At 51.8% G+C, this 19024-nt stretch carries 17 protein-coding genes; 10 read left to right on the forward strand and 7 right to left on the reverse strand.

Going from position 1 to position 19024, the window contains the following annotated elements:
• Positions 1-116: 116 nt before the first annotated feature.
• Positions 117-1637 (forward strand): methyl-accepting chemotaxis protein, encoded by a 1521-nt coding sequence (locus tag OGY01_RS14655; protein ID WP_200010037.1) that lies wholly within the window; start codon positions 117-119, stop codon positions 1635-1637.
• A gap of 50 nt (positions 1638-1687) precedes the next feature.
• On the opposite strand, the gene OGY01_RS14660 is transcribed toward OGY01_RS14655, so the two are convergent.
• Positions 1688-2368 (reverse strand): PadR family transcriptional regulator, encoded by a 681-nt coding sequence (locus OGY01_RS14660; RefSeq protein WP_167493935.1) that lies wholly within the window; start codon positions 2366-2368, stop codon positions 1688-1690.
• Between the two features lie 237 nt (positions 2369-2605).
• Between OGY01_RS14660 and OGY01_RS14665 the strand changes: the two genes are divergently transcribed.
• The gene (locus OGY01_RS14665) at positions 2606-3391 is read left to right on the forward strand and encodes a siderophore-interacting protein (RefSeq protein ID WP_286493274.1); all 786 of its coding nucleotides are present in this window, start codon (positions 2606-2608) and stop codon (positions 3389-3391) included.
• Here OGY01_RS14665 and OGY01_RS14670 read toward each other — a convergent pair.
• Positions 3385-4233: a helix-turn-helix domain-containing protein gene (locus tag OGY01_RS14670; RefSeq protein ID WP_045447824.1), complete on the reverse strand. Its 849-nt coding sequence runs from the start codon at positions 4231-4233 to the stop codon at positions 3385-3387. The two genes, OGY01_RS14665 and OGY01_RS14670, sit on opposite strands and share 7 nt — an antisense overlap.
• 67 nt (positions 4234-4300) lie before the next feature.
• Between OGY01_RS14670 and cfa the strand changes: the two genes are divergently transcribed.
• Entirely contained in the window at positions 4301-5455 is a 1155-nt protein-coding gene (gene cfa / locus OGY01_RS14675; protein ID WP_045447821.1) for a cyclopropane fatty acyl phospholipid synthase, read from the forward strand.
• Between the two features lie 201 nt (positions 5456-5656).
• Here the strand turns inward: cfa and OGY01_RS14680 are convergent, their stop codons facing one another.
• The gene (locus OGY01_RS14680) at positions 5657-7315 is read right to left on the reverse strand and encodes a glycerone kinase (protein ID WP_045447818.1); all 1659 of its coding nucleotides are present in this window, start codon (positions 7313-7315) and stop codon (positions 5657-5659) included.
• 561 nt (positions 7316-7876) lie between these two features.
• Between OGY01_RS14680 and OGY01_RS14685 the strand changes: the two genes are divergently transcribed.
• A complete protein-coding gene (locus OGY01_RS14685) occupies positions 7877-8974 on the forward strand; it encodes a glycerol dehydrogenase (protein WP_045447815.1) in 1098 nt (365 codons plus the stop codon).
• Between the two features lie 92 nt (positions 8975-9066).
• Positions 9067-10992: a dihydroxyacetone kinase operon transcriptional regulator DhaR gene (gene dhaR / locus OGY01_RS14690; RefSeq protein WP_045449791.1), complete on the forward strand. Its 1926-nt coding sequence runs from the start codon at positions 9067-9069 to the stop codon at positions 10990-10992.
• On the opposite strand, the gene OGY01_RS14695 is transcribed toward dhaR, so the two are convergent.
• Genes OGY01_RS14695 through OGY01_RS14710 form a run of 4 tightly spaced genes read right to left on the reverse strand, consistent with a single transcriptional unit; the run spans position 10970 to position 13488 of the window.
• On the reverse strand, positions 10970-11500 hold the full coding sequence (locus OGY01_RS14695; protein ID WP_225761440.1) for a cob(I)yrinic acid a,c-diamide adenosyltransferase: 531 nt from the start codon (positions 11498-11500) through the stop codon (positions 10970-10972). The two genes, dhaR and OGY01_RS14695, sit on opposite strands and share 23 nt — an antisense overlap.
• Positions 11501-11854 carry a glycerol dehydratase reactivase beta/small subunit family protein gene (locus tag OGY01_RS14700; protein ID WP_045447809.1) on the reverse strand — a complete coding sequence of 118 codons (354 nt, stop codon included), beginning with the start codon at positions 11852-11854 and terminating at the stop codon, positions 11501-11503.
• 19 nt (positions 11855-11873) lie between these two features.
• Positions 11874-13037 (reverse strand): 1,3-propanediol dehydrogenase, encoded by a 1164-nt coding sequence (gene dhaT, locus OGY01_RS14705; RefSeq protein ID WP_045447806.1) that lies wholly within the window; start codon positions 13035-13037, stop codon positions 11874-11876.
• A 22-nt stretch (positions 13038-13059) separates the two neighbouring features.
• Entirely contained in the window at positions 13060-13488 is a 429-nt protein-coding gene (locus OGY01_RS14710; protein WP_200010031.1) for a GlcG/HbpS family heme-binding protein, read from the reverse strand.
• A 392-nt stretch (positions 13489-13880) separates the two neighbouring features.
• Here OGY01_RS14710 and OGY01_RS14715 point away from each other — a divergent pair, with 392 nt between their 5' ends.
• The 5 genes from OGY01_RS14715 to OGY01_RS14735 all read left to right on the forward strand — a co-directional run bounded on the left by OGY01_RS14715 (position 13881) and on the right by OGY01_RS14735 (position 18835).
• Positions 13881-15548 carry a propanediol/glycerol family dehydratase large subunit gene (locus OGY01_RS14715; protein WP_045447796.1) on the forward strand — a complete coding sequence of 556 codons (1668 nt, stop codon included), beginning with the start codon at positions 13881-13883 and terminating at the stop codon, positions 15546-15548.
• Between the two features lie 12 nt (positions 15549-15560).
• The gene (locus OGY01_RS14720) at positions 15561-16145 is read left to right on the forward strand and encodes a propanediol/glycerol family dehydratase medium subunit (RefSeq protein WP_048220523.1); all 585 of its coding nucleotides are present in this window, start codon (positions 15561-15563) and stop codon (positions 16143-16145) included.
• Positions 16146-16147: 2 nt separating this feature from the next.
• On the forward strand, positions 16148-16576 hold the full coding sequence (locus OGY01_RS14725; RefSeq protein WP_045447790.1) for a glycerol dehydratase small subunit DhaB3: 429 nt from the start codon (positions 16148-16150) through the stop codon (positions 16574-16576).
• Positions 16577-16586: 10 nt separating this feature from the next.
• Complete coding sequence (locus OGY01_RS14730; RefSeq protein WP_286493275.1) at positions 16587-18395, forward strand: diol dehydratase reactivase subunit alpha; 1809 nt, start codon at positions 16587-16589, stop codon at positions 18393-18395.
• Between the two features lie 140 nt (positions 18396-18535).
• Positions 18536-18835 (forward strand): DUF1889 family protein, encoded by a 300-nt coding sequence (locus OGY01_RS14735; RefSeq protein WP_045449790.1) that lies wholly within the window; start codon positions 18536-18538, stop codon positions 18833-18835.
• The last annotated feature ends 189 nt before the right edge of the window (positions 18836-19024 follow it).

The raw sequence follows: 19024 nt of genomic DNA on the forward strand, positions 1-19024 counted from the left end.
GTTTAATCGCAAATTGCGATCTAAATCAAATTTAACAACTAAAGTTAAAAAGATTAGCGCCGAAATAACATAAGCCGAAAGAGTTAACAACCAGATAACCTGCACAGGACGCAACCATGTCTTCTCATCCCTACGTTAGTCAGCAAAATACACCGCTGGATGATGATATCACCCTCATGTCGACCACCGATTTACAAAGCTATATTACCCATGCGAACGATACCTTTGTTCAGGTCAGCGGCTATCAGCTGAACGAATTGCTCGGTAAGCCGCATAACCTGGTTCGTCATCCGGATATGCCAAAAGCGGCGTTTGCGGATATGTGGTACACGCTGCAGCAGGGCGAGCCGTGGAGTGGGATTGTGAAAAACCGGCGTAAAAATGGCGATCACTATTGGGTGAGAGCCAACGCGGTGCCGATGGTGCGGGAAGGACATGTTACCGGGTATATGTCCATCCGGACCCGGGCGACGGATGAAGAGATCGCTGCGGTAGAGCCTTTATATAAGGCGCTGAATGAAGGGCGTTGTAACAGGCGTATTCATAAAGGGCTGGTGGTGCGTAAAGGCTGGCTGGGTAAACTCCCGTCGCTTCCGGTTCGCTGGCGGGTACGTAGTGTGATGGCATTGATGTTTGCCGTGCTGGCCGTTGCGTTGCAGCAGATGGGGGCTGAATGGCCGCTACTGCTGATGAGTGCGCTGGTGATGCTGGCTGGAACGACGATCTTCGAATGGCAAATTGTACGCCCAATCGAGAATGTTGCCCGTCAGGCGCTGAAAGTCGCGACCGGAGAGCGCAATAGCGTGTCGCACCTTAACCGCAGCGATGAATTGGGGCTGATGTTACGGTCAGTGGGGCAACTGGGATTAATGTGTCGCTGGCTTATCCATGATGTTTCAAGCCAGGTTTCCTGTGTGCGTAACGACAGCGAAACGCTGGCAAAAGGCAGTGATGATTTGAACCGGCACACGCAACAGACGGTAGAAAATGTGCAGGAAACGGTGACGACGATGAACCAGATGGCGGCGTCGGTGAAGCAAAACTCAGCGACTGCATCCGCTGCCGACAAGCTCTCCATTGCAGCCAGCAGTGCGGCAACGCAGGGTGGTGAGGCGATGGACACCGTCATTAAAACAATGGACGATATTGCTAATAGCACCCAGCGGATCGGCACTATCACTACTCTGATTAACGATATTGCCTTCCAGACTAACATTCTGGCGTTGAACGCAGCGGTTGAAGCCGCGCGAGCGGGTGAGCAGGGGAAAGGGTTCGCCGTGGTGGCGGGAGAGGTACGCCATCTTGCCAGCCGTAGCGCCAGTGCGGCGAATGACATCCGCAAATTGATCGATGCCAGCGCTGACAAAGTGCAGTCCGGTTCCGATCAGGTTCACGCAGCCGGGCGCACAATGGACGACATTGTGGCGCAGGTACAAAACGTTACCCAACTGATTGCCCAAATCAGCCACTCCACGCTGGAACAGGCGGATGGGCTTTCCAGCCTGACTCGCGCGGTGAATGAATTAAGCAGCATTACGCAGAAAAATGCAGAACTTGTCGAAGAGAGTGCCCACATTTCAGCGATGGTGAAACATCGTGCCGGGCGTCTGGAAGATGCCGTAACGGTCCTGCATTAACCTCAGGTGTGAAGGCGGAACAACGGGTTCCGCCTTTTGACCGGTTTGTTTTAATCTAACTGGGTGATGTCCAGTGAGGCACGATCGATAATACCGATGATTTTTTTGATCTGCGCATCGCTGGTATCACCATGATTAACCCGCAGATCCAGTACGGCCTTGAAGTTATCCAGCGCCCGTTTCATTTGCGGATTTTTACGTAATTCAAAACCCACACAACGCGCTTTAATGCGTTCGTGGATATGTTCCAGATGCTCACGGTTTTCATCAAGCCACTGCTGACCTTGCGTGGTGATCGTTATCTGTTTACGTCCGCTTTCTTCATCGTTGATGACAATCAGTTCCTGGTCCTGCAAAAAATCCAGCGTCGGATAAATCACGCCGGGGCTTGGTGTGTAATTACCCTGGGTCAGTGTTTCGATGGCTTTGATCAGTTCATAGCCGTGGCTGGCATCGCGGGTCAAAATATCCAGAATCACCAGGCGCAATTCGCCGTGGCCGAAAAAGCGCTGACGACGGCCGCCGCCGCCCCGGCCATGGCGATGTCCGCAGCCGTGCTCGTGGTGGTGCTCTTTGTTACAACCTTCGTGGCGATGTTCTTCACTTTTGCAGCAACCCTGATGGTGATGCTCGGTGTCATGGCCTTCGTGGTGATGCCCTTCACCTTTGCAGCATCCTTCGTGTTGGTGTTCTGCATTTTTGCAGCAACCTTCATGTTGGTTTTGCATCATCTTCTCCTGATGTTGTTTAGATATATCTAATTTATATCTAAAAATTGGTGTTTTGCAAGGGTGTTATTTTTATTGATTATAATATATTGATTTTTATGGCTTTTGATTCGGTATTGTCGTTCTGATAAGCAGAGCGAGACTATATCAAAAAAAGTGCTTGCAATATTTGTAACTAGCAATCATTATCATTTAAAAATTAAATTAGATATATCGTATTATTTTCACGAAGGCGGAAAAATGACAAAAAATACCCCACGCTACCCACAGCGCGTTCGTAATGAACTGCGCTTTCGCGAACTCTCAGTCCTGCGCGTTGAACGCATAAGCGCGGGTTTTCAGCGTATCGTTCTTGGCGGTGACGCACTGGATGGCTTTAGCTCACGCGGTTTTGATGATCACTCCAAAGTCTTTTTTCCTGAACCGGGTACGCATTTTGTGCCACCAGTGGTGACGGATGAGGGCATTGTCTGGGCAGAGGGAGTCCGTCCTGCATCCCGGGATTACACGCCGCTGTATGATGAATCGCGTCATGAGCTGGCGCTGGATTTCTTCATTCATGACGGCGGCGTGGCGAGTACCTGGGCGATGAACGCCCGTGAAGGTGACAAGCTGACAATCGGTGGACCACGCGGTTCTCTGGTGGTACCAGAAGACTATGCGTATCAGGTTTACGTGTGTGATGAGTCGGGAATGCCAGCTCTGCGCCGCCGCCTGGAAGCGCTGAGTCGTTTAGCGGTGCGTCCAGAGGTGACTGCACTGGTGAGCGTGCAGGATGCAGCCTGCCAGGATTATCTTTCCCACCTCGACGGGTTTGCTATCCAGTGGTTTGTCGGTCACAACGAGCAGGCGGTGAACGACGTGCTGGCGCAACTAAATGTACCTGCAGAAGATTATTTCATCTGGATAACAGGCGAAGGAAAAGTGGTGAAAAACCTGAGTGCCCGCTTTGAAACCGAGGAGTTCGATCAGCAACTGGTACGTGCAGCTGCTTACTGGCACCAACGCAAAGCCGCTGATCAATAATTAGACGGAGGAACGCCAAAGGCCTGGCGAAACGCGTAGCTAAATGCCGCGGTGCTCGAATAACCCACGTCGAGTGCGGCGGCGGTCACGCTTTTATTTTTCTTAAGCATTAATACGGATTCCAGAATCCGCATTTTTTGCTTCCAGACGCTGAAAGGTAATCCCGTTTCTTTTTTGAAATGGCGCGAAAATGTGCGAGGCGACATGCCGAGATGCTGCGCCCAGTACTCTAACGAATGCTCCAGCGCGGGGGATTCCTGTATTGTCCGGCAGATTTTTGTTAATTCGCGATCCTGTGGCCAGGGTAATACAAAGGCAACTTCCGGTAACTGCAAAATAATATCGACCAATACGCTGACCAGCTTCCCTTCTTTTGACTGACGATCGTAATGGCCCGAAATTAAGTTGGTCGCGTAATGAATAAACTCTCGGGCGAAATCACTGATGGCGACCACTTTACACTCATCAATACGTTTCTCCAGAAAGTCCGGTTTAATATCCAGATTCTCTAAATGAACATCATCCAGCGCCCATACCGCATGTTCAATATTATGAGGGATCCAGATTCCATAATGCGCGGGGATTATCCAGCATTTGCCGGCGACATCAATACGCATGCTTCCCTTGCGGGCAAAATGAAACTGGGTAAAAGAGTGTGAGTGCTGCGGTACATGGTTATTCGCTTCAAGGACATATGAGCGAAAGTAAACATCCTGCGGCAGTTCTGCCATTGAGTCATCCGGGAAGGAATTCCACTGTTTCTGCTTGATGGTTTCCATAAAGAAATACGTAATGCTCCCGGTTATGTGGCCTCTACTCGATAGATCTTGTCCGCAAATCATAATACATACACTCTGTTTTCCATAATAATCTTGCCTAAGAATTATTAGCCCACTTTTGGTAAAGACCATGGACACGCTTTGTTCAGATGCTGTAATCGTAAATGAAACAAATGATAATTGGACGCGGATGGGGAAAGAGCTGCTCCAGCAGGCTGATATCCAGATCAATGGTTCGCGTGCCTGGGATATTCAACTTCATCATGCCGGTTTCTTTAAACGGGTACTGCAACAAGGTTCTTTAGGGCTTGGCGAAAGCTATATGGAAGGCTGGTGGGACTGCGAACGGCTCGATATTCTGTTCTGCAAGATCCTCAAAGCAAAACTCGATCAAAAAATGCCGGGCAATCTGAAAGATATTTTACGCATTGCCAGTGCACGCCTTTTTAATTTGCAGTCGCGCAGCCGGGCCTGGATTGTCGGCAAAGAGCATTATGATATTGGTAATGATCTCTTCGCCCTGATGCTTGATCCATACATGCAATATTCCTGTGGCTACTGGAAAGATGCGACCTCATTAGAGGATGCGCAAAATGCCAAATTAAAAATGATCTGCGAGAAGTTGCAACTGAAGCCGGGGATGCGTTTACTGGATATCGGTTGCGGATGGGGTGGCCTGGCAGAATATGCAGCGCGCCATTATGGCGTGGCGGTAGAGGGTGTCACCATCTCGAAAGAGCAACAGAAAATGGCGCAGCAGCGCTGTGACGGGCTGGATGTTACCATTCTGCTTCAGGACTATCGTGACCTTGATAAGCACTACGATCGTATTGTCTCCGTGGGGATGTTCGAACATGTGGGGCCGAAAAACTACGATACCTATTTCAGTATCGCTGACCGCTGTTTAAAACCTGATGGCCTCTTTCTGCTTCACACCATTGGCAGCAATAAAAAAGGGATGAGTGTAGATCCGTGGATCAATAAATATATTTTCCCGAACGGATGTTTACCGGCGATATCACATATTGCCGAGGCCAGTGAGTCGCGGTTTGTGATGGAGGACTGGCATAACTTCGGTAGTGATTATGATAAAACGCTGATGGCCTGGCACCAGCGTTTTAATCAGGCATGGCCAGAGTTGTCTTCACATTACTCCGCCACTTTTAGAAGAATGTTCAATTACTATTTATGCGCATGCGCCGGAGCTTTCCGCGCCCGAGACATTGAGCTTTGGCAGGTACTGTTTAGCCGTGGCGTCGAGGGCGGTATTCGCGTTTATCGCTAATAGGGTTAGTAGAGAGATTCATGCGAACTCGTGCCAACGCCTGTCGCATTTATCGAGAACATTTGATTCCTGAATCGAGTTCCGCTCACCGTAAAGCGCGCCCTGAGCCAGCATTCATGCTGGCTCTCCTGGCCTTACGGAAACGCGTCGGCAATTTTCAGCCGGACCCGCCACACCTCACCACCTGAGTTTTTTGAAGGACTATTTGAGAGCATTCTCAGCCAGCGCTTTAAACACCATCGCGACAGCATGTGCGCCGGGGTCCATATTACCGAGCAGGCTTTCGCTATTGAGGTAAGACGCGCGACCCGCGTTGGCTTTGCTCGACAGACAAGTGCGTTCTGCGCCAGCTTGTGCGGCCTCAAAAGCAGCTTGCAGGTTTTGCGGTTGTGCCAACAGAGAGGTTAGTGCGGGCTGCAACGCATCAATCATCGTGCGATCGCCTTCATCCGCGCCACCGTAAAACTTCATCTGAGCCAGACCCGTATTCAGCGCTTCGGCAACCTCAGCACCTTGTTCCAGTTTCTGCCCGGCTGCGGTAAAGAAGATGGACATCAGCACGCCGCTGGAACCTCCCATAACCACAGTCAGACGCTCCCCAATCAACGCGAACAGCGTGGCCAGATCAGCAAGCGGTAGTTGCTTACGCTGTAGCTGGTCGGCAATTTCACGTGCGCCTGCCGCAAAGGTTGAACCGGTATCACCATCACCCACTTTGGCATCCAGCGCGTTGAGATGTGCTTCCAGGCCGGAAAGCGTCCCGGTGACCTGTTCAATGATTCCGGCTACCAGCGCGTTCTCTGAAGGCTGGAATTCCACGCGTGCACTGCGCTGAGATGATGGCACGGTAGTGATTTCACGTGGTGGTACGGGGGTTGGCCAACTGGTGGTTTCCACCTCGGTTAACAGCGCTTTTTCGATGCTCTCTTCCAGCACGATGGCCGTCAGCGAAAAGCCTTTCATATCCAGAGCTGTGACCAGCGAGGCTGGGCCAATCAGCCAGTCGATGCGCGAGTGCAGTGGGCTGGTTGCCAGTTCGTGGGTCAGAATAGCCATTTCCGCAATCGACACGCCGCCGAGGTTATTAATCATCACTGCCAGGCGACCGGTTTCAGGCAGCACGGCAATCAGCTTATCTACCATCAGATTGACAATCTGCGCACTGTTTTGGGTGGAGATCACGGATGCGCCCGGCTCACCGTGAATACCCATTCCCAGTTCTGCATGCCCCGAATGATGACGTGGTGCAGTCTCGGTTTCCTGCGGCAGATGACAACTGGAGAGCGCAACACCAAGGCTGAAGGTGTTGTTTGCCGCATATTGCGCTTCACGCAGGACGGTGGCGAGGTTATAGCCGCGCTCGGCAAAATAGCCGGCAATTTTATGTACCAGAATAGTCCCGGCGATACCGCGAGGATGTTTGTTATCCGGCAGCGAAATGTCATCACCGACGATCAGCATCTCGACGTTATAGCCAAGCCGACGGGCTTTCTCTGCCGCAAGACCAAAGTTAAGACGGTCGCCAGTGTAATTCTTAACGATCAACAGGCAACCTGCGTCACCGGTTACCGCCTGAATGGCTGTCAGTACCGCATCCACGCTTGGCGAAGCAAATACGTCGCCACAGACAGCTGCGGTTAACATGCCCTTGCCGATAAACCCGACATGAGCGGGTTCGTGCCCTGAGCCACCGCCGGAGATCACTGCCACGTTATTTTTATTGAGGTCGCGACGTACCACGATACGAATGGCTGGATCGCTCTCCAGACGTGCCAGGTTGTTCCACGGGCTGGAGATGATCGTACCGTCGATAACGTCGTTTACGAGATGGTTGCGCTGATTAAAAAAGAATTGAGACATAACGGCTCCTGGAGATTAAGAGTAAAACAAACCCCCGGATGCATGGACATGGTGCGGAGGCGATGGAGAGATTTTGGCTGAGTCAGTGCGGAAAAAAACACATGCAAAATGAGTTTCATTACGGAACGTGAATGTTCTTTTTTGTTCCGAAATGGAACGTAATTGTGCGAAAAAATTACACAATGCGAACCCGAACAACTTTTTTCTCTTTGTATTAGAGAGGGTAATACGTTGCAGGATGCTATTTTCGGATGGTTACGACGGTGGTGGGGAGGAAACGCAAAACCTGATTTTAGTTACCCGCGCGGCATCGGCGCTAAATGAGCGGATCGGGATCGCAAACCTTATTAATTTCAGGGCTAATCGTTCCAATATGGAACGTCAGTCATTTTTATCTGTTTCATATCAGAACAAAAAGACGAAAGATTTTTTTGTTCACGCCTCGCCATACAGTTATTGCATCGCTCCGGTACCCCTTCGTTTTGCTATCTACATCAGGCTAAACAGGTGAACGCCAGGGCTCATCATGTAAAAACATGTACTTATTTGAGGATGAAAGGAATGCTAAAAGTTATTCAATCTCCAGCCAAATATCTCCAGGGTCCTGACGCTTCTATCTTATTTGGTCAATACGCTAAAAATCTGGCGGACAGCTTTTTCGTGATTGCAGATGACTTCGTGATGAAGCTGGCGGGGGAGAAAGTGCTCAACGGCCTGCACAGCCACGACATTAGCTGTCATGCGGAACGCTTTAATGGTGAATGCAGCCATGTGGAAATTAATCGTCTGATTGCCATTTTGAAACAACATGGCTGCCGTGGCGTTGTGGGGATTGGCGGCGGGAAAACGCTGGATACAGCCAAAGCGATTGGCTATTACCAGAAGCTGCCGGTGGTGGTGATTCCGACTATTGCCTCTACTGATGCACCAACCAGTGCGCTGTCCGTTATCTATACTGAAGCCGGTGAGTTTGAAGAGTATCTGATCTACCCGAAAAACCCGGATATGGTGGTGATGGATACGGCGATTATCGCCAGGGCGCCGGTGCGTCTGCTGGTTGCCGGAATGGGCGATGCGCTTTCAACCTGGTTTGAAGCGAAAGCCTGTTACGATGCCAGAGCGACCAGCATGGCGGGCGGGCAGTCCACGGCGGCGGCACTGAGCCTGGCACGCCTGTGCTATGATACGTTGCTGGCAGAAGGCGAAAAGGCACGCTGCGCAGCGCAGGCTGGCGTGGTGACGGATGCACTGGAGCGTATCGTGGAAGCGAATACTTATCTCAGCGGCATCGGCTTTGAAAGCAGCGGTCTCGCGGGCGCACATGCGATCCATAACGGCTTCACGATTCTGGAAGAGTGCCACCATTTGTACCATGGTGAAAAAGTTGCGTTTGGTACGCTGGCACAACTGGTCCTGCAAAATAGCCCAATGGAAGAGATAGAAACCGTGCTGGATTTCTGCCAGAAAGTTGGCCTGCCGGTCACGCTGGCGCAAATGGGCGTAAAAGAAGGCATCGACGACAAGATTCATGCCGTTGCTAAAGCGACCTGTGCGGAAGGTGAAACCATTCACAATATGCCGTTCCCGGTGACACCAGAAAGTGTTCATGCCGCTATTCTGACGGCGGACCTGCTGGGGCAGCAGTGGCTGGCACGTTAATCAGGCGTCGGTAAGCCTCTTTCCGGCATCTTTTCTCCCCTCTGACAGTCTCTGCCGGAGGGGTTGTCTATGGTAAAACAGCGGAAATGGATATGACGGCGCACACTCAGGACATCGGGAAGGAAGTCTCTTCGGTCATCGCCCAGTCATGGCATCGTTGCAGCAAGTTTATGCAGCGGGAAACGTGGCAGGCGCCGCATCAGGCGCAGGGACTGACTTTTGAGTCGATTTGTCGACGCAAGACCGCGCTGCTGACGATAGGCCAGGCTGCGCTGGAAGATGCCTGGGAGTTTATGGACGGACGTCCCTGCGCGCTGCTTATTCTGGATGAGTCTGCCTGTATTCTCAGCCGTTGCGGCGATCCACAGACGGTAGAACAACTGGCGGAACTTGGGTTTCTGGATGGTAGCTACTGTGCTGAGAGCATCATTGGCAGCTGTGCATTGTCGCTGGCGACAATGCCAGGACAACCGACAAAAACCAGCGGGGATCAGCACTTTAAACAGGCGCTACATCCGTGGTCATTTTGCTCAACGCCGGTGTTTGATAACCACGGGCGACTGTTTGGCTCGATTTCGCTTTGCTGCCTGGTAGAGCATGAATCCATTTCTGATTTATCGCTGACGCTGGCGATTGCCAGGGAAGTCGGTAATTCTTTGCTGACCGACAGCCTGTTAGCCGAATCTAACCGACATCTCAATCAGATGTACGGATTGCTGGAGAGTATGGATGACGGCGTGATGGCCTGGAACGAGCAGGGCGTACTGCAGTTTCTCAATGCACGCGCCGCCATGCTGTTGCATCTGGATGCCCAAGCCAGCCAGGGGAAAAACATTAATGACCTGGTCAATTTACCCACCCTGCTGCGTCGTGCGATTAAACATGCCCGCGGCCTGAATCACGTCGAAGTCACCTTTGAGAGTCAGCATCAGTTTGTTGATGCGGTCATTACCCTGAAGCCGATTGTAGAAGAACAGGGCAACAGCTTTATTTTGCTGTTGCATCCGGTTGAGCAAATGCGTCAGTTGATGACCAGTCAACTGGGCAAGGTTAGCCATACTTTTGAACAGATGTCGACGGATGATCCGGAAACCCGGCGTTTGATTCATTTTGGTCGCCAGGCGGCCAGGGGAAGTTTCCCGATCCTGTTGTGCGGTGAAGAGGGGGTGGGTAAAGAGCTTCTCAGTCAGGCCATTCACAATGAAAGCGAACGTGCCAGCGGCCCTTATATTGCCGTGAACTGCCAGCTGTATGCCAACAGCGTACTGGGGCAGGACTTTACGGGCAGTGCACCAACCGATGATGAAAATGGTCGACTGAGTCGCCTCGAACTGGCGAACGGTGGCACGCTGTTTCTGGAAAAAATTGAGTATCTGGCGCCGGAGCTACAATCTGCTCTGTTACAGGTGATCAAGCAGGGGGTGTTGACTCGCCTCGATGCCCGTCGGTTGATCCCGGTTGATGTGAAAGTGATCGCCACTACCACGGTAGATCTTGCTAATCTGGTGGAGCAAAACCGCTTTAGCCGCCAGCTGTATTACGCACTACACTCCTTTGAGATTGTTATTCCACCGCTGCGGGCGCGGCGTAACAGTATTCCGGCACTGATTCATACGCGCCTTAACAGCCTGAAGAAACGCTTTTCATCCAGTCTGAAACTGGACGACGACGCGCTGGCACAACTGGTAGCTTATTCGTGGCCGGGCAATGACTTCGAGCTAAACAGCATTATCGAGAATATCGCCATCAGCAGCGATAACGGCCATATTCGCCTGAGCAATCTGCCTGATTATCTGTTTGCCGAACGTCCAGGTCTGGAGGCCGCATCGTCGCTGCTTCCTGCCAGCCTGACGTTTACCGCCATCGAAAAAGAGGCGATCATCCACGCTGCTCGTGTTACCAGTGGGCGTGTGCAGGAGATGTCGCAACTGCTGAACATTGGGCGTACCACGCTGTGGCGCAAGATGAAACAGTACGACATCGATGCCAGCCAGTTTAAACGCAAACATCTGGAGTAGTTTCTTCAATTCTGGCCATTGAGAAGAGTGCATCCGATAAGCGATTGATGTAACGCTTAAGCTCTCCGCGTACGGCAATTGTTCTGTCCATTGCTGTGAGAATACGCTCCAGTCGTCGTGTCAGCGTTCGCGCAACGTGCAATTGCGCAGATGCCAGATTTCTCCCTGGAGTCACAAACTCTTTAAGCGGGCCACTTTGCGCCATATTGCGGTCAATCAGTTGCTCCAGTGTCTGAATATCCCCTTCGCCAATGGTCTGTTTTAAACGGGAAAGACCTTTTTCATCACTGGCTAGCTCGGCGCCCAGCACAAACAGTGTTTTCTGGATGGCGTGTAGATCCTGCTGTAGCTCTGTTTGCCGGGTCGTAGCGTAGCAGACGCCAAGCTGGGAAATCAGCTCATCTACGGTGCCGTAGGCATTAACGCGGATATCATCTTTGTCGATACGACTGCCACCAAACAACGCGGTAGTGCCCTTATCGCCGGTTCGGGTATAGATGCGATACATTTATGTTATCTCACTGAAGGGAAGAACTTTGACCAGTTGACCGGCGTTGGCGCCAAGGGTGCGAACCTGTTCGATTCCGGCAGCGATATGCCCACAGACCAGCGCACGATCCTCGGGTAACTGGGCATGGGTTAAGGCAATATCCCCCGTCACGCTGAGGCCGAGACCAACGCGCAGCGCCGAGCTTTTTGCTGCCCGTTTGCTGAGCGCCAACGCGCTCTCATTCTCGTCGTAACTGATGGCCTTGCAGGGGACGCCTTGCTCTTCCAGTCCCCAGCACAGCTCATCAAGCACGCGAGTATCCTGCCAGCGCGAGTGATAAAAAAGATGCACACCTGGAGATGAAAGTGACATTGCGTCCCCCCTTTTTCAGTCAGAACGCCTGGCGGAAGATTTCGGCAACCTCTTTCTCATTCCCTTTACGCGGGTTCGAGAACGCGTTGCCGTCTTTCAGCGCCATTTCCGCCATATACGGGAAATCTTCTTCTTTTACGCCAAGCTCGCGCAGATGCTGCGGAATCCCGATATCGGCAGAGAGGCGGGCAATCGCATGAATCGCCAGTTCAGCGGCGTCCATGGTGGACAGGCCATCTGTGTTCTCGCCCATAAAACCGGCGATATCAGCGAATTTTTCCGGGTTGGCAATCAGGTTATAACGCGCCACGTGTGGCAGCAGAACAGCATTTGCCACGCCGTGCGGCATGTCATACAGGCCACCTAGCTGGTGTGCCATGGCATGCACGTAGCCGAGGTTGGCGTTGTTAAAGGCCATACCCGCCAGCAGAGAGGCATAGGCCATATTTTCGCGGGCTTTCAGGTTGCTGCCCAGCGCGACGGCCTGACGTAAATTACGGGCGATCAGGCGAATCGCCTGGATAGCAGCGGCATCGGTGACCGGGTTGGCATCTTTTGAAATATACGCCTCAACGGCGTGAGTCAATGCATCCATCCCGGTGGCGGCGGTGAGTGGTGCAGGTTTGCCGAGCATCAGCAGTGGATCATTAATAGAGACAGACGGCAGGTTGCGCCAGCTGACAATAACGAATTTCACTTTTGTTTTGGTGTTAGTCAGCACGCAGTGGCGGGTCACTTCGCTGGCGGTACCGGCGGTGGTATTGACCGCAACGATTGGGGGCAGCGGGTTGGTCAGTGTTTCAATTCCGGCGTAGCTGTAGAGATCGCCTTCATGAGTGGCTGCGATGCCAATGCCTTTACCGCAGTCATGCGGGCTACCGCCACCGACGGTGACGATAATATCGCACTGCTCTTTACGAAAAACTGCCAGGCCATCACGTACGTTGGTGTCTTTAGGATTCGGCTCGACGCCATCAAAAACCACTACCTCAATACCGGCTTCACGCAGATGGCTGAGGGTTTTATCTACCGCACCGTCTTTAATTGCCCGCAGGCCTTTATCAGTAACCAGAAGTGCTTTTTTCCCACCCAGTAGTTTGCAGCGTTCGCCGACGACGGAAATAGCATTAGGGCCAAAAAAGTTCACATTTGGCACCAGGTAATCAAACATACGATAGCTCATAATATACCTTCTTAAGTTTAATTTATAATTCAGAGAAGCAATTCAGTGCGCTTTGGGCTAATAACATATCCTGTTCAACAGTGCCGCCACTGACGCCGACAGCACCGATTGTTTTTCCGTTTGATATGACAGGCAAGCCGCCGCCAAAAATAACTATTCGCTGTTGGTTGGTTAGCTGTAAACCATATAGAGAAGCACCAGGCTGTACCGCATCAGTAATTTCGTGAGTACCTTGTCGCAGGCAGCAGGCGGTATACGCTTTATTGAGAGAAATGTCACAACTGGTGATAAACGCCTCGTCCATACGTTGCATCAGCAGCGTATTTCCGCCGTGATCAACAACAGAAAAGACCACCGGAACGTTGATTTCATGCGCTTTCGCCTCGACTGTGGCTGCCATTTTCTTTGCTGCCGCCAGTGTGATGGTGGCGATGGGTTGGGTCTTATTCACATTATCTCCTGACAAGATTGTAGGGCTGAGGTCGCGAAAAATATTGTGCGTCAGCTATTTTTTTAGTGGGTTTTCTTTATTCTCGCGCTGCGTGTTATTAAGTCAATAGGGTGAGGTTTTCTAAAAAATTAAGTTTATTTACTGCTTTTGGCATTTGTTGATAATGATCATTTAACCCTGTCACAATTCGCTGTGAATATTTCAGATAGCCGTTTCAATGTGGAACGAAGAAGTTTAATTACGTACCAAATTGGAACGAAATTAATTTAATTTTTTTATTGGTCTGCTCATTTAAAGTTCGGCTATTGCTGATGAAAGGCGATTGCCGGGGATTTAATCCTCCGGCGATCTGGCCCAGCGTCTCTATTCTTTATCTTTTGAGTCTATAAATTATGAGAAGATCAAAACGATTCGAAGCCCTTGCCCGGCGGCCTGTAAACCAGGATGGGCTTATTGGCGAATGGCCGGAAGAAGGGCTAATCGCCATGGAAAGCCCCTACGATCCGGCGTCGTCGGTGAAGGTGGAAAATGGTCGTATTGTTGAGCTGGACGGCAAGAGCCGCGCACAGTTCGACATGATTGACCGTTTTATTGCCGACTATGCCATTAATGTCTCCCGGACAGAGCAAGCGATGCAGCTCGATGCGCTGGACATAGCCAGAATGCTGGTGGATATCCACGTCAGTCGGGAAGAGATCATTGCGATTACTACCGCAATCACTCCGGCGAAGGCGGTGGAAGTGATGGCGCAAATGAACGTGGTGGAGATGATGATGGCGCTGCAAAAAATGCGTGCCAGACGAACTCCCTCAAACCAGTGCCACGTCACCAACCTGAAAGATAATCCGGTCCAGATTGCCGCCGACGCTGCCGAGGCGGGGATCCGTGGCTTTTCCGAACAGGAAACGACAGTGGGTATCGCTCGCTATGCGCCGTTTAACGCACTGGCGCTACTGGTTGGCTCACAGTGTGGTCGCCCTGGCGTGCTTACGCAATGTTCTGTTGAAGAAGCCACGGAGCTGGAACTGGGGATGCGTGGATTCACCAGTTACGCCGAAACGGTATCGGTATACGGGACTGAGTCGGTGTTTACCGATGGCGATGATACCCCATGGTCAAAAGCCTTTCTCGCCTCGGCTTATGCTTCTCGCGGACTGAAAATGCGCTATACCTCCGGTACTGGATCTGAAGCGCTGATGGGTTATTCAGAAAGTAAATCAATGCTCTATCTCGAGTCGCGCTGCATTTTTATCACCAAGGGAGCGGGCGTTCAGGGGCTGCAAAACGGTGCGGTTAGTTGTATCGGGATGACCGGCGCGGTGCCGTCGGGGATCCGCGCGGTGCTGGCGGAAAACCTGATTGCCTCGATGCTCGACCTTGAAGTGGCATCAGCGAATGACCAGACCTTCTCGCACTCCGATATTCGTCGCACTGCGCGCACCTTGATGCAGATGTTGCCCGGCACCGACTTTATCTTCTCCGGCTACAGCGCAGTACCGAACTACGACAACATGTTTGCCGGGTCGAACTTTGACGCCGAAGACTTCGATGATTACAACATTCTGCAGCGCGATCTGATGGTTGACGGTGGTCTGCGTCCGGTCACTGAAGAGGAAACCATCGCTATCCGTAATAAAGCCGCCCGCGCCATTCAGGCGGTATTCCGCGAGCTGGGCCTGCCGCTGATTAGTGATGAGGAAGTTGAAGCCGCGACCTATGCCCACGGCAGCAAAGATATGCCTGCGCGCAATGTCGTGGAAGATCTGGCAGCGGTGGAAGAGATGATGAAGCGCAATATTACCGGGCTGGATATTGTTGGTGCATTAAGCGCCAGTGGCTTTGAAGATATCGCCAGCAATATTCTCAATATGTTGAGACAGCGTGTCACCGGCGATTACCTGCAAACATCTGCCATTCTTGACCGTCAGTTCGATGTGGTTAGCGCCGTCAACGATATCAATGATTATCAGGGGCCTGGCACCGGCTATCGCATTTCCGCTGAACGCTGGGCGGAAATTAAAAACATTGCGGGCGTGGTTCAGCCCAACTCCATTGAATAAGGCGGTACTCCTGTGGAATGCACAACTGAACGTAAGCCAGTTTTCACATTGCAGGTCAGTGAAGGAGAGGCGGCAAAGGCAGACGAACGCGCAGATGAGGTGGTGATTGGCGTTGGTCCGGCCTTTGATAAATACCAGCATAAAACCCTGATTGATATGCCGCACAAGGCGATCCTGAAAGAGCTGGTTGCCGGGATTGAAGAAGAGGGACTGCATGCGCGGGTGGTCAGGATCCTGCGTACCTCGGATGTTTCGTTTATGGCCTGGGATGCGGCGAACCTTAGCGGTTCCGGCATTGGTATTGGTATCCAGTCAAAAGGAACAACGGTTATTCATCAGCGCGATTTACTGCCGCTGAGCAACCTTGAGCTTTTTTCTCAGGCACCGCTACTGACGCTGGAAACCTACCGGCAGATCGGCAAGAACGCTGCGCGTTATGCGCGTAAAGAGTCACCCTCGCCTGTTCCGGTGGTGAATGATCAGATGGTGAGGCCGAAATTTATGGCTAAAGCCGCGTTGTTTCATATTAAAGAAACCAAACATGTGGTGCAGGACGCCTCTCCTGTCACGCTGCACGTTGCATTAGTAAGGGAATGACCATGAGCGAAAACATCATGACCGCGCAGGATTATCCGTTAGCGACTCGTTGTCCGGAGAAAATCCTTACGCCTACCGGTAAACCGTTAACTGACATCACCCTTGAGAATGTGTTGGCGGGGCGTGTGGGATCGCAGGATGTGCGTATTTCTCAGCAAACGCTGGAGTATCAAGCACAGATAGCTGAGCAAATGCAGCGTCACGCCGTTGCGCGCAATTTCCGTCGTGCGGCGGAACTGATTGCCATTCCGGATGCCCGTATTCTGGAAATTTACAACGCGCTACGCCCGTTTCGCTCTTCAATGACGGAATTACTGGCTATTGCTGATGAGCTTGAACACACCTGGCACGCTACGGTGAATGCCGGTTTTATCCGTGAGTCAGCAGAGGTGTATCAGCAGAGAAACAAGCTGCGGAAAGGCAGCCAATAACGGAGGCAGTATGTCGTTAGTTGCGGGGATTGATATCGGCAACGCCACGACAGAAGTGGCGCTGGCACAGCGTGGCAGGTTTGTTGCCAGCGGGATTGTCGCCACGACGGGTATGAAAGGCACGCGGGACAACATCGCCGGGGTGATAGCCTCTTTGCAGCAGGCGCTGGATAAAACGCCATGGTCACTTAGCGATGTGGTGAAAGTTTGCATCAACGAGGCCGCACCAGTGATTGGCGATGTCGCGATGGAAACGATCACTGAAACCATCATTACGGAATCGACAATGATTGGCCATAACCCACAAACTCCGGGTGGCGTTGGGGTAGGGATGGGTACCACTATCGCTCTGGAAAAGTTGGCTTTGTTAAACAAAGATCAGTTTGCGCAGGGCTGGATCCCGTTGGTTGGTGAAAAGATAGATTTTCTCGAGGCGGTCTGGTTGTTGAATGAGGCACTGGATCGTGGTGTTAACGTCGTGGCGGCGATCCTGAAAAAGGATGATGGCGTGCTGGTTAACAATCGCCTACACCGAACATTGCCGGTAGTCGATGAAGTGACGCTGCTGGAAAAGGTACCGGAAGGTGTGCTGGCTGCGGTGGAAGTCGCTGCGGCAGGGCAGGTTGTTCGGGTGCTGTCGAATCCCTACGGCATCGCCACCTTCTTTGCCCTGACGCCTGAGGAGACCCAGACGATCGTGCCGATTGCCAGGGCGCTGATTGGCAACCGTTCCGCCGTGGTGTTGAAAACGCCACAGGGGGATGTACAGTCGCGAGTGATCCCGGCAGGAAAGATCTTTATCAGCGGAGAAAAGCGCAGTGGCGAAGCCGATGTGTCGCAAGGGGCACAGGCGATTATGCAGGCGATGAACGGATGTGCTCCTGTACGCGATATTCGTGGTGAGGCTGGTACGCACGCGGGCGGTATGCTTGAGCGCGTGCGTAAGGTGATGGCCTCGTTGAGCGGCCACGATATGAACACAGTACATATCCAGGATCTGTTGGCGGCAGATACCTTTATCCCCCGTAAAGTCCTGGGCGGTATCGCCGGGGAACATTCGATGGAGAATGCCGTTGGCATTGCGGCGATGGTGAAATCCGATCGGTTACAGATGCAGGCGATCGCCAGCGAACTGAGTACGCGACTGGGTACGTCCGTTGAAGTTGGCGGTGTGGAGGCCAATATGGCAGTAGCTGGGGCGTTAACCACTCCCGGATGTGCAGCACCACTGGCGATCCTTGATTTAGGCGCAGGATCTACCGATGCCGCCATTATTAATGGTGATGGTGTCGTTAAGGCGGTGCATCTGGCAGGAGCAGGAAACATGGTCAGTTTACTGATTAAAACGGAGCTGGGGCTGAACGATCCTTTTCTGGCTGAGGAGATTAAGAAATACCCGCTGGCGAAAGTGGAGAGTCTGTTCAGTATTCGTCACGAGAATGGTGCAGTGGAGTTTTTTCGCGAGCCGCTAAGTCCCTCTGTTTTCGCCAAAGTGGTATATCTGAAAGATGGTGAACTTATCCCTATTGATAACCAGACGTCGCTGGAGAAAATCCGCCTGGTGCGTCGTCAGGCAAAGGATAAGGTCTTTGTGACTAATTGCCTGCGCGCGTTGCGCCAGGTCTCACCCGGCGGCTCTATCCGCGATATTACCTTTGTGGTGCTGGTGGGGGGCTCATCGCTGGATTTTGAAATCCCACAAATGATCACCGAAGCGCTGTCGCATTACGGCGTCGTTGCCGGTCAGGGCAATATTCGAGGCACAGAAGGGCCGCGCAATGCGGTGGCAACCGGGCTGGTTTTAGCCGACGAAGCGTAACAATAGTGCAGAAAATCGCCACCGCAAGCGTTTGGCTGAGGCATGAATCAAATAAAGGTAACGTTCTCTTTGATATCCCGGCTGACTTGGGTTCATATTATAAATGTGTTTATTACGCGGTTAATTTTAAGGATAAGAGCATGCCAACAGCAATTGAGAAAGCATTGGATTTTATTGGTGGTATGAACACATCGGCGTCAGTACCACATTCAATGGATGAAAGTACGGCCAAGGGAATTTTAAAATATTTGAATGAGTTAGGTGTGCCAGCTAGCGCAGCCGATATTATGGCTCGCGGTGAACAAGAGGGATGGAATCCAGAGTTCACGAAAAAAGTGGCCGGATGGGCAGAAAAAATTGCCTCCGGTAATCGTATCCTCATCAAGAATCCTGAGTTTTTTACAGCCTACATGCAGGAACAGCTCCAGGCGTTAGTGTGAGCTGATCGTTTGAATTAGACGCTAACCGGACGTTTCCACTTTCAGAGTGGTGGCGTCCAAAAGCGTTATCAACATGCTGGTGAGTACGGATTATCACTGTACTGCTCAGGACTCCATCGACATCCCCCAGTTTTTTCCGATCGTCATTACCTGTTCAGGTATACAAATTTCAGTTTCGTTATTGATTAG

Origin of the sequence: Citrobacter sp. Cm038 (genome assembly GCF_030333105.1) — a bacterium.
Lineage (GTDB): Bacteria > Pseudomonadota > Gammaproteobacteria > Enterobacterales > Enterobacteriaceae > Citrobacter > Citrobacter murliniae.